The following is a 22211-nucleotide window of genomic DNA, read 5'->3' on the forward strand; positions in this document are numbered from 1 at the left end:
AGGCGGTGCATCAGCCACCATCAATTTCGACTGAACCAACGCTTTCGCGAGCAGACTCGCTCCCACACAAGCCTGCTCCCACAGGGGATTTGTGTTGCCTGGCATTAGCGCCGTGTGATCACCACCTCCAGATACTCACTCGGCACCACCAATGACGCTTCCCCTGCCCGATTCAGCCTGTTCAGCAACGCGGTGAAGTCCTTTTCCAGTGCGGCGGCGCCGTCCGCTGGCAGGACCGCGAAGGCTTTGTGCACCGGTCCGTACCAACTGCGGAAGGTGTCGATGAAGTGCGCGGCCGAGCGGTAGCGGAAGTTGAAGGTGCGGCGTGTCACTTGGGTCTGGAAGTCGTGGTCGTCGAAGTGCGTGTGCAGCCAGGCTTCATTGCCCCAGTTCGACGGAGGCTGTGCGCCGGGTGGTGGCGGCAGGTGTTGGCCGAGGGTCTTGAACATCTGGCCGACAAAACCTTCCGGCGTCCAGTTGGCCAGGCCGATGCGGCCACCGGGGCGAACCACCCGCGCCAGTTCGCTGGCAGCCTTGGCCTGGTCCGGCGCGAACATCACACCGAAGGTCGAAAGCACCGCGTCGTAACTGGCATCGTCAAAGGGCAGCGCTTCGGCGTCGGCCACCTGGAAAATCACCTCCAGCCGCTCGGCCCGGGCGCGGTCTTCTCCGCGTTCAAGCAGCGCTGCCACATAGTCGGTGGACGTGACTTTGCAGCCGCGTCGGGCAGCGGCCAGCGTGACATTGCCGTTGCCGGCGGCGACGTCCAGCACCAGTTCGTCGCAGCGCAAGTCGCAGGCTTCGGCCAGTTCTTCGCCGACGATCTGCAACGTGGTGCCGATCACGGCGTAGTCGCCACTGGCCCACGCGGCCATCTGACGGTTTTTCAGGGCAGTAAGATCAATGGGTGTACTCATAAAGTCTGGCTCCCTCACGGGTATGAACACGAATCAGGCTCTGACGGACGACTCTTCCGCCGTGGTGGGATCGATGATGCCCATAACCCGGGACACGCTGTTCGCCGGAAAACCGCCCTGCCTGGCATGTTCCCGGATGAGTTCTTCGTTCGGCGCGATGTACACGCAGTAGATCTTGTCGCCGGTGACGTAACTCTGCAGCCATTGCACCTCAGGGCCCAACTCGCGCAAGACCCGGCAGGATTTTTGCGAGATGGCTTTCAGATCCCGTTCCGACAATGCTCCGGCGCCTGGGATTTCCCGCTCTATGACGAACTTCGGCATGGCAACCTCTCTTCTTCTTATCAGTACAGGGCCGGCAGTGACCCTGTGATTCAACTATCGCGCCAGCGCGGGCCGGCGTCCTGCCCGATCGTCGGCCAACCCTGTCCGATCGTCCGGAGGTTTCACGTCGCGCGGCAACGGGCTCACACTTAAAAGCACCCGTTCTGACGAGCAATCACCATGGACGCCCTCTCACAAACCCTGCGTGTGGTGCGCCTGATCGGCGCGATCTTCATCAATGCCCGGTTCACCGCGCCCTGGTGCTACCAATCCCCCAGCGCCGATTCGGCCGCGCCGTTTCTGGAGCCCGGCGCCGAGCGGGTGGTGATCTTCCATTTGGTCACCGAAGGCGAGTGCTACGTCGAACTCGGCAACGATCCACCCTTGCTGCTGAACGCCGGTGACGTGGTGGTGTTCCCTCAGGGCCATGCCCATCGCATGAGTTCTGAACCCGGGCTTAAACCCGCCACGGGTGCGCGGCTGGATGTGGTGTTGGCGCGGCGCCCACGCCAGTTGAGCTATGGCGGAGGCGGCGCGACGACACGACTGGTTTGCGGATACCTGGCGTGCGACACACGGCTGGCAGGCATGATGCTGACCGGGTTGCCGGCGGTGATTCGGGTTAACGTGCGCGGCTCGCATGCCGGCATGTGGCTGGAATCTTCAGTGCGCTACGCCCTGGCTGAGGCTCGCTCACCAAGGCCGGGCGGCGAAGGTGTGTTGGCGAAACTGGCGGAGGTGCTGTTCATCGAAGTGCTGCGTCTGTACATGAACGAACACGGCGAAGGTCGCACCGGTTGGCTCGCGGGCGTCGGCGACCGGATTGTCGGCGCCGCGCTGAATGCCCTGCACACCAAGCCAAGCCATTGCTGGACCCTGGAAGAACTGGCACGCACCGCCAGCACCTCAAGGTCGGTGCTGGCCGAGCGTTTTCAGCAATTGGTGGGCAGCTCGCCCATGCAGTATCTGACGCAATGGCGGATGTTGCTGGCCGCCAATCTGTTACGCCGCAGCAACACGTCATTGGCGCGGATTGCCGAGGAAGTGGGTTATCAAACCGATACGGCGTTCAGTCGCGCGTTTCGCCGCGAGTTCGGCGCACCGCCAGCGGCGTGGCGGCGGGGTCAGAATGAAAAAATAATGGCCCACGGACCGGAGCCCGTGAGCCATTGATTTGAACGGTTACGCCGCAGGGGTTTTGGCCTCTTGCAGCAACTGCTGGATCATCTGTTCCTGCGTGTCGTAGCGACCTTCGCCAAAGTGGGTGTAACGCACCTGCCCCTTGGCGTCGATCAGGTAGTGCGCGGGCCAGTACTGGTTGTCGAAGTTGCGCCAGATCGCATAGTTGTTATCGATGGCCACCGGGTAGGTGATGCCGAGTTTTTTCACCTGATCCCTGACGTTGTCGATGATGCGTTCAAAGCCGTACTCAGGGGTGTGTACGCCGATTACCACCAGGCCGTCCTTCTCGTATTTCTCCGCCCAGTCCTTCACGTACGGCAAGGTGTGCTGGCAGTTGATGCAGTCGTAAGTCCAGAAGTCGACCAGCACCACTTTGCCTTTGAGGGATTCACTGGTCAGGGCCGGTGAGTTCAGCCATTCCACTGCGCCGTTGAGCGAAGGCATCGGGCCTTTGGCGTTGTCCATCGACGTGTCGGCCTTGACCTTGCTGACGAAGTAATCGACCACTTTCGGCACGGTTTCCAACACGCCTTTCTCGATACTGCTGACGCCTTCCGACGACGTGCCGGCCAACAGTGTTTTGTCAGCGCCGGTGGAAATCACTGCCGCAGCGAGCAGAACAGCCACGCCAGTGCCACGACGTACCCAACCGGTGACCGGGATCGATGCTTTCAAGCGATTGACCAAGCCGCGACCGGCGAAGATCAACGTGCCCAAGGACAACGCGCTGCCCAAACCGTAAGCCACCAGCAGCAGGCTGGTTTGCGCGTTGGCGCCTTGCAACATTGCGCCAGTGAGGATCACACCGAGGATCGGCCCTGCGCAGGGTGCCCAGAGCAAACCGGTGGCGACGCCGATCATCACCGAACTCAGCGGGCCGGACATTTTGCGGGTGTCGGGGTCGAGGCGATTGCCCAGCAACACGAATGGACGCGCCAGCCAGCCGCCGACACGGGCGGAGATCAACGACAGCGCGAACAACACCATGACGATCAGCGCGACGTGGCGACCGGTGTTGTTGGCCTGGACCACCCATTCGCTGCTGACCACGGCCAGGCTGGAGATCAGGGCGAAGGTCAGGACCATGCCGCCCAGGGTGAGCAGGATCGACGAGCGAGTGCGCTCGACGCCGGCGAACAGAAACGGCACGACCGGGAGGATGCAGGGGCTGAGGACGGTCAAAATACCGCCCAGGAATGCGATGAGTAACATGGGGATTACCTTGATTTAGTGGTTTGGCTAGAAATCCACCCCTCACCCTCACCCTCTCCCCAGAGGGTAGAGGGGACTGACCGAGGTGTTCTTTCGAGCTACATCGACCTGAAAGTCCAAGTTGACCTCAGGTTCGCGACCCGCGACTTCGAGTCGAACTCAGATGTTGAGAAGCATGAAGATCGGCTCCCTTTCCCCTCTCCCCTCTTGGGAGAGGGCTGGGGTGAGGGGTCGCTCTTGATGACACCTCAAGCCATCTGGTTATCCAGCAACTGCCCCTGTGGCGTGCGGCTCGCGCCGTTCTCTGCCACCGACTCCCCTTGCGGCGTGCGGCTGGAACCATCCTCGGCGAGGAACGCGTTGCTGTCCTTGTGCGCCACGGGGGTCAGTTGGAAGCAAGTGGCACTGCCACAGCTGTTCTGTTCAACCGCAGCATTGGCATGGGCGGCGGCGCCGGCAGCGGAGAAGGCAATGGCGGTCAAATAGCGAGTCACGTGGTTCATGGTGTTCTTCCTGTTTCAAATCGGCATGGGGAGAAGGATTCAGTTGCCTTCGTGGCAGTCATCGGAAAACTTGCTGTAGTCCAGGGCCTGGGTTTTGCCCTGGGAGTCCAGGTAAGTCAGCCGGGCATTCACAATCCCGCAGGAAGGTGCGGTGTCCTGGGTCAGCGACACGACTTTCTTGATGTCCAGATGCGTGCCGTAGGTGTAGGTTTGCGGGGTGACATCGGCTTCGGCACGGGCCGACAAGGTGCAGATGTTCAGGGCGGCAAACAGGCAAGCGGCGTAGATGGCTTTGGTGTTCATGGTGGTTCCCTCAAGGCTTCAATGATGGGTTGGGCCGAGGCGGGTTGGTTTGCCTCGATGGAACCCATTAGAAGCCCGGGAGGTATCCCGTCTGTGTCGGGATTCGCCGCGAGTAAATCGTTACGTATCAAAGCCGCCGCCCGATACACAGCGATACAAAACCCCCGAAAATTCACCTTTTTGCGTCTGCGTGTATCCGTCGATACGCCAGATACACTGGAATACAAACGCCGGCAGGCGAACGGGCGAAGGCTCGATAGACTGCGCGACATCCCCCATTGATAGAGGCTTGCCCCATGGAACACGTCGATCACATTCTCATCGTCGACGATGACCGCGAGATTCGAGAGCTGGTAGGCAACTACCTGAAGAAGAATGGCCTGCGCACCACAGTGGTGGCGGATGGGCGGCAGATGCGGTCGTTCCTGGAGTCGACGCCGGTGGACCTGATCGTGCTCGACCTCATGATGCCCGGCGACGATGGGCTGATGCTCTGCCGCGAGTTGCGCGCCGGCAAACACAAAGCCACCCCGGTGCTGATGCTGACGGCGCGCAACGACGAAACCGACCGCATCATCGGCCTGGAAATGGGCGCCGACGATTACCTGGTCAAGCCATTCGTCGCCCGTGAACTGCTGGCGCGGATCAACGCCGTGCTGCGCCGTACTCGGATGCTGCCGCCGAACCTGGTGGTGACCGAAAGCGGTCGTCTGCTGGCCTTCGGGCGCTGGCGCCTGGACACCTCGGCCCGGCACCTGCTCGACAGCGACGGCACCATGGTCGCCCTCAGTGGCGCGGAATATCGCTTGCTGCGGGTATTTCTCGATCACCCGCAGCGGGTGCTCAACCGCGATCAGTTGCTGAACCTGACCCAGGGCCGCGACGCCGATCTGTTCGACCGTTCCATAGATCTGCTGGTGAGCCGTTTGCGTCAGCGCTTGCTCGACGATGCCCGTGAGCCGGCTTACATCAAGACCGTGCGCAGCGAAGGTTATGTATTTTCCCTGCCGGTGGAAGTGCTCGGGGCGCCGTCATGAATCTCTCGATGCGTTGGCCGCGCACCCTGGCGTCACGGCTGTCGCTGATCTTTCTGATTGGCCTGATCCTGGCGCAAGCCCTGTCCTTTGGCGCTCAGTACTACGAGCGTTACGAAAGTTCGAAAAACACCATGCTCGGCAATCTGGAAACCGACGTCTCGACGTCCATCGCCATCCTCGACCGCTTGCCGGCCAATGAACGTGCGGGCTGGCTGCAACAACTGGAGCGGCGCAATTACCGCTATCTGTTGGACGAAGGCTCACCGGGCGCCGCCATGAGTGATACGCCAATTGCTGTGACTTCGATCAAAGACGCCATCGGCATGGATTATCCAATGACCGTGACCGACATCCCCGGGCCGCAGAAACACTTCCAGGTGCACCTGAAACTGGCGGACGGCAGCCCGGTGACCATCGATGTGCGGCCGGCGATGGTGCCGTTGTCGCCGTGGTTGCCCATCGTGCTGCTGGGGCAATTGGCGCTGATGCTCGCCTGCACCTGGCTGGCGGTGCGGATCGCCATCCGCCCCCTCACCCGCCTCGCCCGGGCCGTGGAAACCCTGGACCCCAACACCCACGCGGTGCACCTGGACGAAAAAGGCCCGACCGAAGTCGCCCATGCGGCCATGGCGTTCAATGCCATGCAGGCGCGAATCGCGGCGTATCTCAAGGAGCGCATGCAACTGCTGGCGGCGATTTCCCACGACCTGCAAACCCCGATCACCCGCATGAAACTGCGCGCCGAATTCATGGACGATTCCGGCGAGAAAGACAAACTCTGGAATGACCTGAGCGAAATGGAGCACCTGGTGCGCGAAGGCGTGGCCTATGCCCGCAGCATCCATGGCGCGACCGAAGAGAGCCGGCGCACGGACGTGGATTCGTTTCTCGACAGCCTGGTGTTCGACTATCAGGACATGGGCAAAGACGTGCAACTGAGCGGCAAAACCGCCACCGTCATCGACACCCGACCCCACGCCTTGCGCCGGGTGCTGGTGAACCTGACGGACAACGCCCTGAAATTCGCCGGGGCCGCCGAGTTGCAGGCGGAAACGAAGGCCGATGGCAGTTTGTCGGTGAAAGTCATGGACCGCGGGCCGGGCATTGCCGAAGAGGAATTGGCGCAAGTGATGGAGCCGTTCTACCGCGTGGAAAATTCACGCAACCGCAGCACCGGCGGCACCGGGCTCGGATTGGCAATCGCCCAGCAATTGGCATTGGCAATCGGCGGGTCATTGACCTTGAGCAACCGCGAAGGCGGCGGCTTGTGCGCAGAACTTAGGCTGCCCACACCCCAATAAGCACCACACCCCTTGTAGGAGCGAGGCTTGCCCGCGAAGAGGCCGGTACATTCAGCATCGATGATGGCTGACACATCGCCTTCGCGAGCAGGCTCGCTCCCACAGGGAATCGGCGGCGAATACATATTTACCGACCAACACCAAACCCTTGTGGGAGCCGAGCTTGCCCGCGAAGAGGCCGGCACAGCCAACATCGATGTTGGCTGACACTCCGCCTTCGCGGGCAAGCCTCGCTCCTACAGGGGATCTGCACGGGGCACATAACTTTCGATCAACACTGAACCCTTGTGGGAGCCGGGCTTGCCCGCGAAGAGGCCGGCACATCCGGCAGGGATGTCGGCTGACACACCGCCTTCGCGAGCAAGCCCGCTCCCACAGGGGATCGGCGGCAGGCGCATATTTACCGACCAACACTGAACCCTTGTGGGAGCCGAGCTTGCTCGCGAAGAGGCCGGCACAGCCAACATCGATGTTGGCTGACACTCCGCCTTCGCGGGCAAGCCTCGCTCCTACAGAGGATCGGCGGTGAGCACATATTTACCGACCAACACTGAACCTTTGTGGGAGCCGGGCTTGCCCGCGAAGAGGCCGGCACATTCAGCATCAATGTCGGCTGACACTCCGCCTTCGCGGGCAAGCCTCGCTCCTACAGGGGATCGGCGGCGAATACATATTTACCGATCAACACCAAACCCTTGTGGGAGCCGGGCTTGCCCGCGAAGAGGCCGGCACATCCGGCAGGGATGTCGGCTGACACACCGCCTTCGCGAGCAAGCCCGCTCCCACAGGGGATCGACGGCAGGCGCATATTTACCGGCCAACACTGAACCCTTGTGGGAGCCGGGCTTGCCCGCGAAGAGGCCGGCACATCCAGCATCGATGTTGGCTGACACTCCGCCTTCGCGGGCAAGCCCGCTCCCACAGGGGATCGGCGGCAGGCGCATATTTACCGGCCAACACTGAACCCTTGTGGGAGCCGGGCTTGCCCGCGAAGAGGCCGGCACAGCCAACATCGATGTTGGCTGACACTCCGCCTTCGCGGGCAAGCCTCGCTCCTACAGAGGATCGGCGGCGAATACATATTTACCGACCAACACTGAACCCTTGTGGGAGCCGAGCTTGCTCGCGAAGAGGCCGGCACAGCCAACATCGATGTTGCTGACACTCCGCCTTCGCGAGCAAGCCCGCTCCCACAAGGGGTTCGGGTTGTTTGGGGAATTGCGTTCAAGCGAGGATGCCGAGCACACCTTCCGCATGCATCTGCCGCAGCAGCGCCAGGCCGTTCTCTCTGAACGCGGTCGATCCTGCGGCGCCCGCCTCCACCGCCAGTCCGTCCAGCTGCGCACCGCCGTTCAACAGCGGAAACTCTGCAATCCGCTGCAACAACCGCCACGCCAGCGGGCTCAGTTCGGAGAATTTCACACTCCAGTCTTCAGAGCGTCGAACCAGCAGCAAGGTGGGCTGTTCAGGTGCCGCGTCGGGTCGATAATCCGGTCCGACAAGATGCACCGGCCAGCCATACGCCAACGGCCAGGCCAGCGGCGAAACCCGCAACGGACGCTCCAGCAACAATCCCGCATTGCTGGCCGGCAACGGCTCGTCGTCAGACTGTTGCAACGCCATTTCGACCCACTCGTAATGCGCCAATTCAACCATGAACGGCGGCCAATCCCTTTCACTCAACCCTTGGGGTTCAGCCGCCAGAAACTCGACAAACTCTCGGGCGATTTCGCCAAATTTTGGCGTGCGCGCGCGGTAGTCCCGCAGGAAGATCCGCATCAGCGAACGCCAATCTTCATCCCCCAGAATCCTCACCAGCACCGGGAACGTGCCGCTGAGCAACAACGACAGATTGTTGAACACCAGATCGCGATAAACCTCGACCCGAGCGGCGTCCATCTCGACCGGCGGCGCGCAATGCTCGGGGTCGCGCAAGTAACGCGTCAGGGCATCCTGTTGCTGATGCAGCGAAGGCTTATCCACGACTCACCTCCGCACCTTGCAAGCGGCGAATGGTCTGCAACTCGGCCACCAGTTCCGAAAACACCGGGAAGTTGAAGTCCCGCTCCAGCAGCGTCGGTTGCGCGCCGAACCGCGCGTAAGCCTCGGCCAGCAACGACCAGACCACCGGTTTCACCGAGGCGCCGTGGGTGTCGATTTTCAACGTGTCGGACTCATCGAAATGCCCCGCCACGTGCATCGCCACCACACGTTCCGCATCGATCCCGGACAAAAAAACCTGCGGATCAAACCCGTGGTTGATCGAGTTCACGTACACATTGTTGACGTCGAGCAACAGATCGCAATCGGCTTCGCGCAGCACGGCATTGGTGAACGTCAGTTCGTCCATATCCTGCCGGGGCGCGGCGTAGTAGGAGACGTTCTCCACCGCCAGACGCCGGCCAAGAATGTCCTGGGACTGACGAATTCGCGCGGCCACGTGGTGCACCGCTTCTTCGGTAAACGGCAGCGGCAGCAGGTCATAAAGATGACCGTCATCGCTGCAATAACTCAGGTGCTCGCTGTACAGCGGCACGTTGTAGTGATCGAGAAAAACCCGCACTTCCTGCAAAAAACCGACATCCAGCGGTGCCGAGCCGCCCAGCGACAGGGACAAGCCATGGCAGGACAACGGATAGCGTTCGGCCAAGGCCCGCAGAGCCGCGCCATGGGCACCGCCGATGCCGATCCAGTTTTCCGGGGCGACCTCGAGAAAATCGAAACTCCCGGCCGGAGCAGCCTGAAGGTCTTTGATTAAACCGCGGCGCAGGCCGAGCCCGACGCTGGCCTTCGTTGATAAATCAGAGGTCTGCATGGTGTCGATCCCGTCCAGATTGAAAAGAGCGGGAGCACCGGGGGCGCCCCCACCAAGCGGTGTCAGGAGGCTTCGGCAGCACTGCCGCACTTGCCTTCGCCACACTTGCCTTCCGCGCTCTCTTTCGCTACATCAGCAGAGGCCTGGGCCTGGCTGTAACCCGACGCCAGGTCGGTCATGCTCAGCGCCGAAGCGGCGGTGGACAGACCCAGACCGCCCACCAGGGCCAGACCGATGGCGAGGGACGAAACTTTAGTGAAATTGAACATGGGTGAGACTCCTGCAATGGATAAACGGTGAACCGGTCTCTGGCGCTGAGGGCTCAGCGCCAGCCGGTAGGTACATTTAAACGAAGGGATGTATCGGGTCTGTGTGCGGTTTCGCTGGAAAATGCCAGCGGATGTATCGTCAAAGGGTCTGTACACACTTCGGTACAGACCCGTCGATGGTCGTTACGGCAAGTCGTACTTTTCCCGCACCAAATGGCCAATGCCGATGCGGTCCAGTACCGGCATCGGGCACAGGAAGGTCACGCGCACGGTGCCCGGCAAGCGGCTGATATCGATTGAGCCGGTGATGGTGGCGCGGTTGAGCACTTCGTCATAAGGCAGTCCGGTGACGGCGGCGGCGCGTTGCAAACCGTTCTCCACCGCCAGGTTGAGGTTCTCGCCGCTGCCGATAAACGTGATCGGCCCGCTCTGCTCGATCTCGTGCTGGCCCCAGCGGGTGCCCAGTTCACGCACGTGCTGGCGTTGCTCGGCATTCATCGGCCGGGCCATGGGTGGCAGGTCGTCGAGGTTTTGCAGCAGGATTGGTCCTTCCAGGCGCAAGTGTTTGATGACATGCACCTGCACTTCGGTTTCCCCGGAGCAATCGGTGGCATGCCCGGCGATCTCGCCGTTGCCCTGCTGGGCGTGCATGTCACCCATGTACACCCCGGCGCCCGGGACTTTCACCGGGCAGATCAACACACAGCCTTCGCGAATCGAGTTGGTGTCCATATGGCCGTCGGTCTTGGCCGCGTACAGTTCTTCGCGACTCATGCCGAAGCGGTGCGGCGCGTCGATCAGGTACTGGCCGAAATCGGCGCAATTGTGCGAGTCGGGCAAGTCCCGGGACGGCGTGGTGCCGATGTTGCCGAGGAACGGACGCATGTGCGCCGCTACGCCGGGCATGTCGGCGCGGGCCAGGGACAGGATCGAGTGTTGGGCGGCGAATTCCGGCAGCGCCGCCATTTCGGAGGCATTGCCGGCAAGTTGATTGGCGACATCCTGATTGACGGTCAGGCTGACCTGGTGCTGCGCGTCGAACACGATCACATAGCCGTGGCTGAAGCGAAACGCGCTGACTTCGGCGCCGCAGTTGTTGCAGCGGATCGCGTCCTCACCAATGCCTTCGACATGGCTGGCCGGGTGTTCGGTGCCGCACTTGCCACAGAATTTGGAGACGAACGGATCACCGTGATAGCGCCCTTCCACAAAGCTCATCACCCCGGACGACGTGGCCAGCGACGTCACGCGCATGCGGTTGATCTTGATCGCCACCGCATCGCCGATCTCGGCGCCGGCAATCGCCACCGGTTGCGTGACTTCGTGGCCGCCCTGGAAGGCCGGCGTAATCATCGGCCCCCAACACCCCGGCGGCGTGCCGGTGATCAGGGTGCCGCCGTCGGCCAGTGGCCCGAGCATCGGCTGGCTCGGGCCGATGATGCCGTTGGTGTAATGGTCGACACGCAGGCGATCCACGGTGGCGGGTTGCAGATCGGATTGAGGCAGGAGCGTTGTCATGAAAGGTCCCCTTCACAGTCAGGAGCGAACGGCCGCCTGGTGTGGGCGACCCCGAAATTCCATGGCCGGGCCTTTTTCCAGGGCCGACGATGGTCTTTACAGTTCATCGCAGGTTTGTATCTGGTCTGTGTTTGGCGGGACGCGGTGTTGGTGAACTGTGTATCAGGAGAGGTGCTGGATACACGGTGATACAACACCGGCCCCGTAGGAGCGAGGCTTGCCCGCGAAGGCGGCGCGTCAGCCAACATTTTTATCGACTGACACGCCGCCTTCGCGGGCAAGCCTCGCTCCCACAGGGTTTTGGATTAATCGGTAAATATGTGCCCACCGCCGCTCCCACAGGGGTTTTGTTTCGGCCAGGAAAATGTGGCTTTCGTCGCCCGACGCCGCAGCGCCTGCCCCCCGGACTAAACTTACTGCACGCAGGACGAGGTCATCGTCCTGTTCATTCCCACGACCACCGCCCAGGGGCGTACGCCTCGACAAACAAGGCCTCTGGACCGTGATCCTGCAATAGGAGCACCTGTGATGGACGAGGCCAGACTTAACGATTTCATGGGCAAACTGGTTAACGACATGGGCGGCGCGGCGATGCTGGCCAATGTCATTCTCGGCGAAGAACTCGGCCTGTACCGGGCCATGGCCGACAGCCAGCCAGTCACCCCCGAAGCACTCGCCGACAAGACCGGTTGCCACCCTCGCCTTGTGCGCGAATGGCTCAGTGCCCATGCCGCCTCCGGGTACATGGAGCATCAGGACGGCCAGTTCCGCCTGCCCGAAGAACAAGCCCTGGCCTTGGCGATCGAGGATTCGCCGGTGTACATCGCCGGCGGTGTCGGGGTGGTTGCGTCGTTTTTCCATGACAAGGACAAACTGGTCAAAGCCTTCCGCGGCGACGGCGCCCTGCCTTGGGGCGAGCACCATTCGTGCATGTTCAGCGGCACGGAACGCTTCTTCCGCCCCGGCTACAAGGCGCACCTGGTCGCCGAATGGCTGCCGGCCCTGGAAGGCGTGGTCGCCAAACTCGAGGCCGGGGCCAAGGTGGCGGACATCGGCTGCGGCCACGGCGCCTCAACGGTGATCATGGCCCAGGCGTTCCCGGATTCGCGATTCGTCGGCTTCGACTACCACGCCCCCTCCGTCACCGTCGCCACCCAACGCGCCGAAGCCGGTGGCGTGTCCGGTCGCGCGCGGTTCTTCCAGGGCACGGCGAAAAGCTACCCGGGCAACGACTATGATCTGGTCTGCTACTTCGACTGCCTGCACGACATGGGCGACCCGGTGGGCGCGGCGCGGCACGCCTATGACTCGCTGAAACCGGACGGCTCGGTACTGCTGGTGGAGCCTTACGCCAACGATTCCCTCGACGACAACATCACCCCGGTAGGACGGCTGTTCTACGCCGCGTCGACGTTCATCTGCACCCCGAACTCGCTGTCCCAGGAAGTCGGCCTCGGGCTCGGCGCCCAGGCCGGTGAGGCGCGGTTGCGCAAGGTGTTCACCGAAGCCGGGTTCAAGCATTTCCGCCGGGCGACGGAAACGCCGTTCAACTTGATTCTGGAGGCGCGTAAATAAACAACTGGCAATACACCACCTTGTAGCAGCTGGCGAAGCCTGCGTTCGGCTGCGCAGCAGTCGTGAAACCTGAAAGCGAGGTCTGCCAGAAGCACCGCGCCGTCTGATTTCACGACTGCTGCGCAGCCGAACGCAGGCTTCGCCAGCTGCTACAGGTGCGTTATTCGCGAGCGCCGCGTTGTGATCGGCAAATGCTACCCTGCACACACTCAAGGCCCTCTGGAGTGTTGAACATGCTTGCCAGCCCCATCCGCGAACAACTCGACCGACTTCAGCAGTTAATGGCCGACCAGCCGTTCGCGGTGCTGACCGGCGCTGGCATCAGCACGCCGTCGGGCATTCCGGACTATCGCGACAACCAAGGCGTGCGCCGGGGCCGGCAACCGATGATGTACCAGGAATTCCTCGCTGCCCCCGAATCCCGGCGCCGTTACTGGGCCCGGGCGATGCTCGGTTGGCCGCGGGTGCGCCTGGCCAGTCCGAACGCGGCCCATGAGGCGCTGGCCAGTTTGCAGAGTTCGCGGCAGATCGGCGGGCTGATCACCCAGAATGTCGACACCTTGCACGACCAGGCCGGCAGCCATGACGTGATCGAACTCCACGGCAGCCTGCACCGGGTGCTGTGCCTGGACTGCGGGCAGCGCAGCGAGCGCGATGCGATCCAGCAGTTGATGGAAGCGCAAAACCCGTACCTGGCCGGGGTCGATGCGGTGCAGGCGCCAGATGGCGACACCCTGCTCGACCCGGCATTTGAAGCGCGTTTTCAAGTGCCGCACTGCCCCCATTGCGGCGAGCAGCGGATGAAACCGGACGTGGTGTTTTTTGGCGAAAACGTTGCGCAGGTGACGGCGGCCAAGGCCATGGCGGCAGTTGAGAAAGCGGCGGGATTGCTGGTGGTCGGGTCGTCGTTGATGGCGTATTCGGCGTTTCGGTTGTGCCGGGCGGTGGTGGATCAGGGCAAGCCGTTGATTGCGATCAATCTGGGCAAGACGCGGGCGGATGAGATTCTGGATATGAAAATCGAGGCGTCTTGCGAGCAACTGTTGCCGCTACTGACACAGCGCCTTAATCGTTGATGCCACCAGCATGGTGTCAGGCTCAAGATCCACCCCTCACCCCAGCCCTCTCCCCAGTGGGGAGAGGGGGAAAGGGAGCAGATCTTCATGCTGTTCAAAACTTGAGTTCAATTCGGTATTTCAGGTCGATGTAGCTCCAAGAACACCTCGGTCAGTTCCCTCTACCCTCTGGGGAGAGGGGGAAAGGGAGCAGATCTTCATGCTGTTCAAAACTTGAGTCCAACTCGGTATTTCAGGTCGATGTAGCTCCAAGAACACCTCGGTCAGTTCCCTCTACCCTCTGGGGAGAGGGGGAAAGGGAGCAGATCTTGATGCTGTTCAAAACTTGAGTTCAACTCGGTATTTCAGGTCGATGTAGCTCCAAGAACACCTCGGTCAGTTCCCTCTACCCTCTGGGGAGAGGGTTAGGGTGAGGGGTGGTTCCAACTGCTGGCTCAAATTCGCCTCCTTGAAAATATCAAACAACGCCTGCGCCGCCGCCGACAGTTCATGCCCCGGTTTGGTCAGCACGCCAATCGCCCGTTCCACCACCGGGTCGCGCAAGGTGATGCAGTGCGCGCCCGATTCCTGCATTTGCTGCATGCACAACGCGGGCACGGCGCTCACGCCCAAGCCGCTGGCGACCATGCGCCCGACCGTCGCCAGTTGATGGCTTTCAAACTCCACCGGCAGTTTCATACCCCGGGCCTGCAAGTGTTCTTCGAGCATCACCCGTACCGTGGACGGTCGCTGCAAGGTGATAAACGGCTCCTTCAATAAAGTCTGCCAGTCGATATCGTCCAGTGTCGCCAGCGGTGAGTCGTGCGGGACCACCGCAACAAACCGGTCGATGTACAACGGCGTAAACTCCAGCGACGTGCTGTGGGCCGGTTCGAACGACACGCCGAGTTCCACTTGGCGGTCGCGGACCATTTCCAGCACCTGCTCGTTGATCACATCGTTCACCGTGACGTTGACCTTCGGATAACGCGCGCGAAACGTCTTGAGGATCGGCGGCAGCAGGTTGCCGGCAAACGACGGCATCGCCGCCACGGTGACGCGGCCGCGTTGCAGGGTGAAGCGCTGGCGCAGTTCGTCTTCGGCATTGTCCCAATCGGCAATCAGCCGACGGGCCAGCGGCACCAGGGATTCGCCCTCGGGCGTCAGTGCGACGTTGCGCGTGTTGCGGCTGAACAGGCGCCCGCCGAGGCCTTCTTCCAGGGCCTTGATGGTCAGGCTCAACGCCGATTGCGACAGGTGCAAGCGCTCGCAGGCCACGGCGAAACTCAGGCTCTGGGCCACGGCCAGGAAGGCGCGGATTTGCTTGACGGTCATGGCGAATGGCTCCTGTAATTGGCGTATGTGCTATCTGTAGGAGCAAGGCTTGCCCGCGATGGCGTCCTTGAAATCGCCATCGCGAGCAAGCTTTGCTCCTACAGAACGATGGGTGTGCCCTTTAGATCGGCTTCGCGAGCAGGCTCATTCCCACAAAACTGATTGGTGAGTTTTATCTATCAATCAACCTTAAAAATCAACTTAACAAATGAATACGCCAGCGCGACACTCACTTCCACTACGGCTAGCCAGCCGCCCACAAAGAATAAAAGAGGTGCATATGGCAGGTTTCGACAAGCGCGTGAGTTCCTACGAGGAAGCCCTTGCAGGTCTTGAAGACGGCATGACCGTGATTGCCGGTGGCTTCGGCCTGTGCGGGATCCCGGAAAACCTCATCGCCGAGATCAAGCGCAAAGGCACCCGCGACCTCACGGTGGTTTCCAACAACTGCGGCGTCGACGGTTTCGGCCTCGGTGTGCTGCTGGTCGACCGGCAGATTCGCAAGGTTGTCGCCTCCTACGTCGGCGAGAACAAACTGTTCGAAGACCAACTGCTGAAAGGCGAAATCGAAGTCGTTTTGACCCCCCAAGGCACCCTCGCCGAAAAAATGCGCGCGGGCGGCGCCGGCATCCCGGCCTTCTTCACCGCCACCGGCGTCGGCACCCCGGTCGCCGAAGGCAAGGAAGTGCGTGAATTCCACGGTCGCAAGTACCTGATGGAAGAATCCATCACCGGCGACTTCGCCATCGTCAAAGGCTGGAAAGCCGACCATTTCGGCAACGTCATCTATCGCCACACCGCCCAGAACTTCAACCCGCTGGCCGCCACTGCGGGCAAGATCACCGTGGTCGAAGTCGAAGAAATCGTTGAACCCGGCGAGCTGGACCCGGCGCAGATCCACACCCCAGGCATCTACGTCGATCGGGTCATTTGCGGCACGTTCGAGAAGCGTATCGAACAGCGCACCGTGCGTAAGTGATCCCCTGCCCCCGGACCGAATGAAGGAACAACAACAATGGCACTTTCCCGCGAACAAATGGCTCAACGCGTCGCCCGCGAAATGCAGGACGGCTTCTACGTGAACCTGGGCATCGGCATCCCGACCCTGGTCGCCAACTACATCCCCGAAGGCATGGAAGTCATGCTGCAGTCGGAAAACGGCCTGCTCGGCATGGGTCCCTTCCCCACTGAAGAAACCATCGATGCCGACATGATCAACGCCGGCAAGCAAACCGTGACTGCGCGCATCGGCGCGTCGATCTTTTCCTCCGCCGAGTCCTTCGCGATGATTCGCGGCGGGCATGTCGACCTGACCGTGCTCGGCGCCTTCGAAGTCGACGTCGAAGGCAACATCGCTTCGTGGATGATCCCGGGCAAACTGGTCAAGGGCATGGGCGGCGCCATGGATCTGGTGGCCGGCGCAGACAACATCATCGTGATCATGACCCACGCATCCAAGGACGGTGAGTCCAAGCTCCTGTCCAAATGCAGCCTGCCGCTGACCGGCGCCGGGTGCATCAAGCGTGTGCTGACCGACCTGGCCTACCTGGAAATCGAAAACGGCGCGTTCATTCTCAAGGAACGTGCGCCGGGTGTCAGTGTTGAAGAGATCGTCGCCAAGACCGCCGGTAAACTGATCGTGCCGGATCACGTTCCGGAAATGCAGTTCGCTGCCCAGTGAGGAATCATTCCATGCAAGACGTCGTTATTGTTGCCGCCACCCGTACCGCCATCGGCAGTTTCCAGGGTGCGTTGGCCGGTGTGTCCGCCGTTGACCTGGGCGCGGCGGTGATCCGTCAGTTGCTGGCGCAAACCGGGCTCGACCCGGCGCACGTCGATGAAGTGATCATGGGCCAGGTGCTCACCGCCGGCGCCGGGCAAAACCCTGCGCGCCAGTCGGCGATCAAGGCTGGCCTGCCGTTCAGCGTGCCGGCGATGACCTTGAACAAGGTTTGCGGTTCGGGCCTCAAGGCCCTGCACCTGGCGACCCAGGCGATTCGCTGCGGCGATGCCGACGTGATCATTGCCGGCGGCCAGGAAAACATGAGCCTGTCCAACTACGTGATGCCGGGCGCGCGCACCGGTCTGCGCATGGGGCACGCACAAATCGTCGACACCATGATCAGCGACGGCCTGTGGGACGCGTTCAACGATTACCACATGGGCATCACCGCCGAGAACCTCGCGGACAAGTACAGCCTGACCCGCGAACAACAGGATGCTTTCGCCGCCGCCTCCCAGCAAAAAGCCACGGCGGCCATTGAAGCCGGGCGTTTTGTCGATGAGATCACGCCGATCCTGATCCCGCAGCGCAAGGGCGATCCGCTGTCCTTCGCCACCGACGAACAACCACGGGCCGGCACCACCGCCGAATCCTTGGGCAAACTGAAGCCTGCCTTCAAGAAGGACGGTTCGGTGACCGCCGGTAACGCTTCTTCGCTGAACGACGGCGCTGCCGCCGTGATCCTGATGAGCGCCGAGAAAGCCAAGGCCCTCGGTTTGCCAGTGCTGGCAAAAATCGCGGCTTACGCCAACGCAGGTGTTGATCCGGCGATCATGGGCATCGGCCCGGTATCGGCCACTCGCCGCTGCCTGAGCAAGGCCGGCTGGTCTATCGACCAACTGGACCTGATCGAAGCCAACGAAGCCTTCGCCGCGCAATCTTTGGCCGTGGCCAAGGACCTGGAATGGGACTTGGACAAGGTCAACGTGAACGGTGGCGCCATCGCCCTGGGCCACCCGATCGGTGCGTCAGGCTGCCGTGTGCTGGTGACCTTGCTGCACGAAATGATCAAGCGCGACGCCAAAAAAGGCCTCGCCACCCTGTGCATCGGTGGTGGTCAAGGCGTGGCACTGGCGATCGAACGCTAGTCCCCAATCGTTCCCACGCGCGTGGGAACGATCTAGGAGTTCAACAGACAGCGCGGGGACCCACGAATATCCGTTCGCTGTCTGGCAACACCCCCGGTGCGATTTACCTCGCACCGGGTCATACACATACAAACTCGATCCCCCTTCGCTGGGACCGTTGTGTTCCGTTAGCCAAGCTTCACCAAGTTCAACGTCGGCAACGGCCCGCCCGGGAACTGCGCCAGTCGCGCCCCGACACTCAGCTCGCCAAGATCAATCCCAAAGAACCCCAGCTGCTCGATCAGCGCACTCACCTGCCCTTTCGCCTCGGCATCATCGCCGGATAGAAACAGCACTCGCTTGCCACCTTCCGCTGCCGGATCGCTTTCCAGCAACCGCGCCGCCAGGTGATTGAACGCCTTCACCACCCGCGCCCCCGGCACCCATTCTGCGAACACTTCGCTGGACGTGCGGCCCTGCAAATCCACAGCTTTGAACGCTGGCGCCTCAATCGAATTGTTGGCGTCGATGATAATCCGCCCGGCGAAATTCGGCAGACCGGCCAACGCTGTCGGCAACTTCGACCAATTGACCGCGACCAGCACAATGTCCTGCGCAGCCGCTTCTTCACGGGTGCCGGCACGGGCGGTTGGCCCGAGTTCCTCCACCAGTGCCGTCAGGGTTTGCGGTCCGCGGCTGTTGGCAATGACCAATTCAATCCCCTGACGGGACAGGGCCCGGGCGAAGGCTGAGCCGATGGCGCCAGCGCCGATGATTCCGATAGTGCTCATGTTGATTCACTCCAATTCAGGTGGTTGTTGGGGTGAATACTGCGCTTGCCATTAGCCCTTGATTAGCCGGTAATGGCTTGAATGATCTTCAAGCATTACTAATAGGTGCCTGCCATGGAAACCCTCGCCAACCTCGAATCCTTTGTGCGTAGCGCTGAAACCGGCAGTTTTTCCGCCGCCGCTCGCTTGCTGGCGCTAACCCCGGCTGCGGTCAGCCGCAACGTGGCGATGCTGGAGCGCAACCTCGGTGTGCGGCTGTTCCAGCGCTCGACGCGCAAGCTGTCCTTGACCGAAGCCGGGGAAGGTTTTCTCGCGAGTATTGGCGGCAATCTGGAGGCGTTGCAGGCCGCAATCAGTGCCGTGAGCAGTGATCGCGGAGAACCGGCGGGTGTGCTCAAGGTCAGCCTGGCGCCGACCTTTGGCATTGGCCATGTGTTGCCGCTGCTGCCGGGGTTTCTGGCGCGTTATCCGTTGATTCGGCCGGAGTGGCATTTCGAGAACCGTCAGGTGGATCTGATTGCCGAAGGGTATGACGCGGCCATCGGCGGTGTTTTTGAACTGAAGCCGGGGGTTATTGCGCGGCGGTTGGCGGCGGCGGATATCGTCGCCGTCGCTTCACCGGCCTACCTGGCCGGGCGCCCTCTACCCGTCATTCCGGCGGACTTGCTCGGCCACACCGGCATCGTGATGCGCGGCATTCGTACCGGGCGGATTCGTCAGTGGACCATGCGCGACAGCGCGGGCCATGAAGCGAGCGCCACCCTGAATGAAAACATCGTCCTCAACGACCCGGCCGCCATGCGCGAGGCGGCGCTGCTGGGCCTGGGTGTGACGCTGCTGGTGCTGCCGGATGTGGTCACGCAGATCCAGCGCGGTGAACTGGTGCGCCTGCTGCCGGACTGGCACGCCGATGCGGGGCCGATTTCGCTGTACTACCCGAGCCGCACCTTGATGCCGGCCAAGACCCGGGTGTTTATTGATTTTGTGGTTGATGCGTTTGGCGGGTGACCGCGTCATCGTTCTTCGCCAGCAAGCCCACAGGGGATCTGCAGTGAACTGAATATCTATGTGCAACCCAATTTCCCTGTGGGAGCGGGCTTGCTCGCGAAGAGGCCAGCCCAGCCAACACACCTCTTTGGCTCAAACCACCCACTGCAAAATCAACCACGCATTCGCCGCACTGATCACCCCGAACAACCCCCACGCCAACACCCGCGTCGGCAACCGATTCACAAACGGCCCCATCAACTTCTGGTCGTTGGTCATGCTGATCAACGGGTACAGCGCAAACGGCAGTTGCAGGCTCAACACCACCTGGCTCATCACCAGCAACTTGCCAATCGAGTTATCGCCCATCAGCCACACGCCGATGAACGCCGGGATCAGCGCCAGCCCGCGAGTGATCAATCGCCGTTGATAGCAGGGAATCCGCAGGTTCAGGTAACCCTCCATGATCACTTGCCCGGCGATGGTCCCGGTAAAGGTCGAACTCTGCCCCGAGGCCAGCAACGCAACGCCGAACAACACACTGGCCAGCGCCCCGCCCACCAGCGGATCAAGCAGGTGATAGGCGTCCTGGATGTCCACCACGTCGCTATGCCCGGTGCCGTGAAACGCGGCCGCCGCCAGGATCAGGATCGCCGCGTTGACCAGCAGCGCCAGGGCCAGGGAGCCGATGGTGTCGATGCGCGCCAGTTTCACCGCGTCCTGCTTGCTGGCGAGGTCCTTGCCGATCATCCGGGTTTGTACGATCGAGGTGTGCAAGTACAAGTTATGCGGCATCACCGTGGCCCCGAGGATACCGATGGCGATGTACAGCGGCGCGGCATCGCCGATGGCGGACAGTGACGGCGTGAAGCCACGGGCAACGTCCGGCCAGTAGGGTTTGATCAGCAGCAACTCAACGAAGAAACACGCGCCGATGGTGCCGACCAGCACCAACATGATCGCTTCCAGTCGGCGAAAACCACGGTTCTGCAAGGCCAGTACCAGCAACGTGTCGAACGCGGTCAGCGCAATGCCGACGGTCAGCGAAACGCCGAGCAACAAATGGAACGCCAGGGCGCAGCCGAGCACTTCGGCGAGGTCGGTGGCGATGATCGAGATTTCCGCCAGTACCCATTGGGTTCGCGCGGTCCGGGTGCTGTAGCGCTCCCGGGACAATTGCGCCAGATCACGCCCGGTAGCGATGCCGAGTCGCGAACACAGACATTGCACCACCATCCCCGCCAAACTCGCGAGCAGCACCACAAACAACAGGCTGTAGCCAAACCGCGAACCGGCCTCAATCGCCGTGGCCCAGTTGCCCGGATCCATGTAGCCGATCGACACCAGCAAACCGGGGCCGGCAAATCGCAGCAGGCGCTTGAAGAACGACGCACTCGGGTCAACGGCAACACTGCCGGCCACTTCCGGCGGGCAAAACGGCGCCGTGGCGACTTTGGGCAAAAAACTGAAATTCACGCAAACATCCGTCGGCAGGTGGAAAGGCGCAGCTTAGACGTTTCGACCACTTCCAGGCTATAAACAACCCGGCGTAGGAGCTGCCGAAGGCTGCGATCTTTTGATCTTGATCTTGAAAAAACAAGATCAAAAGATCGCAGCCTCGTTTCACTCGGCAGCTCCTACGGGGGATTGCGATTGCCTCAAGGCTTCGCGGTGCCCAACAACTGCTGGCGCAACTCGGGATTACGGGTGCGCGGATCGAGCCAGATATCGAAAAACGCCCGGGCGAATTGCGGGTCTTTCACTTCATGTTGCAACTGCTGGCCCACAAAAAACCGCGCCCCCTGCCCCGGCAAATACACGCCGGTGATGCGGGTGCCGGCCTGGACATCGACGAATGACTGCTGCATCTGCACCTGCCACCCGGCCAGTTGCCCGGCGCTGACCGTGGCACCGGACAAGCGCTTGATTTCATCGACGCTGGCCTGCACCAGATCATCCCGGGAAATGCTGCGCTGGTAGATCAGTTCCAGGGCAAACGGCCGGTCCGGCGACAGCGGCCGCGCGGCACTCCAGAGCCGGGCGTTATAGACCTCAAAACCGAACACCTTGAACTCCCCGGCACCGATGATTTGCGCGCCGGGTACGGTCTCTTGCCAACTGGCCAGCGCTTGCGTGACGAACAGGGTCAGCAACCAGGCAGTGTGACGCAGTCGTCTGATCATGGGGTTCGCTTCACCGTGAAGAGCTCTCTAAAACCTATACGCAAAAGGCTGACT

The 22211-nt window shown here is 61.7% G+C and carries 22 protein-coding genes; 9 read left to right on the forward strand and 13 right to left on the reverse strand.

Features of this window, described 5'->3' with window-relative positions:
• Nucleotides 1-104: 104 nt before the first annotated feature.
• The gene (locus HB680_RS31475) at nt 105-917 is read right to left on the reverse strand and encodes a class I SAM-dependent methyltransferase (protein ID WP_213942168.1); all 813 of its coding nucleotides are present in this window, start codon (nt 915-917) and stop codon (nt 105-107) included.
• Between the two features lie 33 nt (nt 918-950).
• A complete protein-coding gene (locus HB680_RS31480) occupies nt 951-1241 on the reverse strand; it encodes a DUF4242 domain-containing protein (protein WP_213942169.1) in 291 nt (96 codons plus the stop codon).
• 180 nt (nt 1242-1421) lie between these two features.
• Between HB680_RS31480 and HB680_RS31485 the strand changes: the two genes are divergently transcribed.
• Complete coding sequence (locus HB680_RS31485; protein ID WP_213942170.1) at nt 1422-2414, forward strand: AraC family transcriptional regulator; 993 nt, start codon at nt 1422-1424, stop codon at nt 2412-2414.
• 9 nt (nt 2415-2423) lie between these two features.
• On the opposite strand, the gene HB680_RS31490 is transcribed toward HB680_RS31485, so the two are convergent.
• The 3 genes from HB680_RS31490 to HB680_RS31500 form a co-directional block, all read right to left on the reverse strand.
• Nucleotides 2424-3635: a cytochrome c biogenesis protein DipZ gene (locus HB680_RS31490; RefSeq protein ID WP_213942171.1), complete on the reverse strand. Its 1212-nt coding sequence runs from the start codon at nt 3633-3635 to the stop codon at nt 2424-2426.
• A gap of 248 nt (nt 3636-3883) precedes the next feature.
• Nucleotides 3884-4138 carry a hypothetical protein gene (locus HB680_RS31495; RefSeq protein ID WP_213942172.1) on the reverse strand — a complete coding sequence of 85 codons (255 nt, stop codon included), beginning with the start codon at nt 4136-4138 and terminating at the stop codon, nt 3884-3886.
• 39 nt (nt 4139-4177) lie between these two features.
• Nucleotides 4178-4441 carry a DUF2790 domain-containing protein gene (locus HB680_RS31500; protein ID WP_213942173.1) on the reverse strand — a complete coding sequence of 88 codons (264 nt, stop codon included), beginning with the start codon at nt 4439-4441 and terminating at the stop codon, nt 4178-4180.
• 296 nt (nt 4442-4737) lie between these two features.
• Here HB680_RS31500 and HB680_RS31505 point away from each other — a divergent pair, with 296 nt between their 5' ends.
• Complete coding sequence (locus tag HB680_RS31505) at nt 4738-5478, forward strand: response regulator (protein ID WP_213942174.1); 741 nt, start codon at nt 4738-4740, stop codon at nt 5476-5478.
• On the forward strand, nt 5475-6779 hold the full coding sequence (locus HB680_RS31510) for a HAMP domain-containing sensor histidine kinase (RefSeq protein WP_213942175.1): 1305 nt from the start codon (nt 5475-5477) through the stop codon (nt 6777-6779). The genes HB680_RS31505 and HB680_RS31510 overlap by 4 nt, the downstream gene beginning before the upstream one ends.
• A 1224-nt stretch (nt 6780-8003) precedes the next feature.
• Here the strand turns inward: HB680_RS31510 and HB680_RS31515 are convergent.
• From HB680_RS31515 to HB680_RS31530, 4 genes are all read right to left on the reverse strand, one after another.
• A complete protein-coding gene (locus tag HB680_RS31515; protein WP_213942176.1) occupies nt 8004-8762 on the reverse strand; it encodes a putative DNA-binding domain-containing protein in 759 nt (252 codons plus the stop codon).
• On the reverse strand, nt 8755-9594 hold the full coding sequence (locus HB680_RS31520) for a DUF692 domain-containing protein (RefSeq protein WP_213942177.1): 840 nt from the start codon (nt 9592-9594) through the stop codon (nt 8755-8757). The genes HB680_RS31515 and HB680_RS31520 overlap by 8 nt, the downstream gene beginning before the upstream one ends.
• A 62-nt stretch (nt 9595-9656) precedes the next feature.
• A complete protein-coding gene (locus HB680_RS31525) occupies nt 9657-9863 on the reverse strand; it encodes a hypothetical protein (protein WP_163909425.1) in 207 nt (68 codons plus the stop codon).
• A 183-nt stretch (nt 9864-10046) separates the two neighbouring features.
• Nucleotides 10047-11381, reverse strand: a complete 1335-nt coding sequence (locus HB680_RS31530) for an acetamidase/formamidase family protein (protein ID WP_213942178.1) — start codon at nt 11379-11381, stop codon at nt 10047-10049.
• Between the two features lie 528 nt (nt 11382-11909).
• On the opposite strand from HB680_RS31530, the gene HB680_RS31535 reads away from it, so the two are divergent.
• Nucleotides 11910-12956 carry a class I SAM-dependent methyltransferase gene (locus HB680_RS31535; RefSeq protein ID WP_213942179.1) on the forward strand — a complete coding sequence of 349 codons (1047 nt, stop codon included), beginning with the start codon at nt 11910-11912 and terminating at the stop codon, nt 12954-12956.
• 233 nt (nt 12957-13189) lie between these two features.
• The gene (locus tag HB680_RS31540; protein ID WP_213942180.1) at nt 13190-14032 is read left to right on the forward strand and encodes an NAD-dependent protein deacetylase; all 843 of its coding nucleotides are present in this window, start codon (nt 13190-13192) and stop codon (nt 14030-14032) included.
• A gap of 375 nt (nt 14033-14407) precedes the next feature.
• Here the strand turns inward: HB680_RS31540 and HB680_RS31545 are convergent, their stop codons facing one another.
• On the reverse strand, nt 14408-15346 hold the full coding sequence (locus HB680_RS31545) for a LysR family transcriptional regulator (RefSeq protein WP_213942181.1): 939 nt from the start codon (nt 15344-15346) through the stop codon (nt 14408-14410).
• Nucleotides 15347-15626: 280 nt separating this feature from the next.
• On the opposite strand from HB680_RS31545, the gene HB680_RS31550 reads away from it, so the two are divergent.
• Genes HB680_RS31550 through HB680_RS31560 form a run of 3 tightly spaced genes read left to right on the forward strand, consistent with a single transcriptional unit; the run spans nt 15627 to nt 18217 of the window.
• On the forward strand, nt 15627-16325 hold the full coding sequence (locus HB680_RS31550; RefSeq protein ID WP_054051106.1) for a CoA transferase subunit A: 699 nt from the start codon (nt 15627-15629) through the stop codon (nt 16323-16325).
• Nucleotides 16326-16361: 36 nt separating this feature from the next.
• Nucleotides 16362-17027 (forward strand): CoA transferase subunit B, encoded by a 666-nt coding sequence (locus tag HB680_RS31555; protein WP_054051104.1) that lies wholly within the window; start codon nt 16362-16364, stop codon nt 17025-17027.
• Between the two features lie 11 nt (nt 17028-17038).
• A complete protein-coding gene (locus HB680_RS31560; protein WP_213942182.1) occupies nt 17039-18217 on the forward strand; it encodes an acetyl-CoA C-acetyltransferase in 1179 nt (392 codons plus the stop codon).
• Between the two features lie 167 nt (nt 18218-18384).
• Here the strand turns inward: HB680_RS31560 and HB680_RS31565 are convergent, their stop codons facing one another.
• On the reverse strand, nt 18385-18987 hold the full coding sequence (locus tag HB680_RS31565; RefSeq protein ID WP_213942183.1) for an NAD(P)-binding domain-containing protein: 603 nt from the start codon (nt 18985-18987) through the stop codon (nt 18385-18387).
• A 114-nt stretch (nt 18988-19101) separates the two neighbouring features.
• On the opposite strand from HB680_RS31565, the gene HB680_RS31570 reads away from it, so the two are divergent.
• A complete protein-coding gene (locus HB680_RS31570; protein ID WP_213942184.1) occupies nt 19102-19995 on the forward strand; it encodes a LysR family transcriptional regulator in 894 nt (297 codons plus the stop codon).
• Nucleotides 19996-20127: 132 nt separating this feature from the next.
• Here the strand turns inward: HB680_RS31570 and HB680_RS31575 are convergent, their stop codons facing one another.
• The gene (locus HB680_RS31575) at nt 20128-21450 is read right to left on the reverse strand and encodes an Nramp family divalent metal transporter (protein WP_213942185.1); all 1323 of its coding nucleotides are present in this window, start codon (nt 21448-21450) and stop codon (nt 20128-20130) included.
• A gap of 182 nt (nt 21451-21632) precedes the next feature.
• Entirely contained in the window at nt 21633-22157 is a 525-nt protein-coding gene (locus HB680_RS31580) for a chalcone isomerase family protein (RefSeq protein ID WP_213942186.1), read from the reverse strand.
• Nucleotides 22158-22211 lie beyond the last annotated feature (54 nt).

It is taken from the genome of Pseudomonas sp. dw_612 (genome assembly GCF_018449725.1).
GTDB lineage: Bacteria > Pseudomonadota > Gammaproteobacteria > Pseudomonadales > Pseudomonadaceae > Aquipseudomonas.

Coding starts and splice junctions, on each gene's coding strand:
- HB680_RS31475 (WP_213942168.1), bottom strand. CDS start 917: ATGAGTACACCCATTGATCTTACTGCCCTGAAAAACCGTCAGATGGCC.
- HB680_RS31480 (WP_213942169.1), bottom strand. CDS start 1,241: ATGCCGAAGTTCGTCATAGAGCGGGAAATCCCAGGCGCCGGAGCATTG.
- HB680_RS31485 (WP_213942170.1), top strand. CDS start 1,422: ATGGACGCCCTCTCACAAACCCTGCGTGTGGTGCGCCTGATCGGCGCG.
- HB680_RS31490 (WP_213942171.1), bottom strand. CDS start 3,635: ATGTTACTCATCGCATTCCTGGGCGGTATTTTGACCGTCCTCAGCCCC.
- HB680_RS31495 (WP_213942172.1), bottom strand. CDS start 4,138: ATGAACCACGTGACTCGCTATTTGACCGCCATTGCCTTCTCCGCTGCC.
- HB680_RS31500 (WP_213942173.1), bottom strand. CDS start 4,441: ATGAACACCAAAGCCATCTACGCCGCTTGCCTGTTTGCCGCCCTGAAC.
- HB680_RS31505 (WP_213942174.1), top strand. CDS start 4,738: ATGGAACACGTCGATCACATTCTCATCGTCGACGATGACCGCGAGATT.
- HB680_RS31510 (WP_213942175.1), top strand. CDS start 5,475: ATGAATCTCTCGATGCGTTGGCCGCGCACCCTGGCGTCACGGCTGTCG.
- HB680_RS31520 (WP_213942177.1), bottom strand. CDS start 9,594: ATGCAGACCTCTGATTTATCAACGAAGGCCAGCGTCGGGCTCGGCCTG.
- HB680_RS31525 (WP_163909425.1), bottom strand. CDS start 9,863: ATGTTCAATTTCACTAAAGTTTCGTCCCTCGCCATCGGTCTGGCCCTG.
- HB680_RS31530 (WP_213942178.1), bottom strand. CDS start 11,381: ATGACAACGCTCCTGCCTCAATCCGATCTGCAACCCGCCACCGTGGAT.
- HB680_RS31535 (WP_213942179.1), top strand. CDS start 11,910: ATGGACGAGGCCAGACTTAACGATTTCATGGGCAAACTGGTTAACGAC.
- HB680_RS31540 (WP_213942180.1), top strand. CDS start 13,190: ATGCTTGCCAGCCCCATCCGCGAACAACTCGACCGACTTCAGCAGTTA.
- HB680_RS31545 (WP_213942181.1), bottom strand. CDS start 15,346: ATGACCGTCAAGCAAATCCGCGCCTTCCTGGCCGTGGCCCAGAGCCTG.
- HB680_RS31550 (WP_054051106.1), top strand. CDS start 15,627: ATGGCAGGTTTCGACAAGCGCGTGAGTTCCTACGAGGAAGCCCTTGCA.
- HB680_RS31555 (WP_054051104.1), top strand. CDS start 16,362: ATGGCACTTTCCCGCGAACAAATGGCTCAACGCGTCGCCCGCGAAATG.
- HB680_RS31560 (WP_213942182.1), top strand. CDS start 17,039: ATGCAAGACGTCGTTATTGTTGCCGCCACCCGTACCGCCATCGGCAGT.
- HB680_RS31565 (WP_213942183.1), bottom strand. CDS start 18,987: ATGAGCACTATCGGAATCATCGGCGCTGGCGCCATCGGCTCAGCCTTC.
- HB680_RS31570 (WP_213942184.1), top strand. CDS start 19,102: ATGGAAACCCTCGCCAACCTCGAATCCTTTGTGCGTAGCGCTGAAACC.
- HB680_RS31580 (WP_213942186.1), bottom strand. CDS start 22,157: ATGATCAGACGACTGCGTCACACTGCCTGGTTGCTGACCCTGTTCGTC.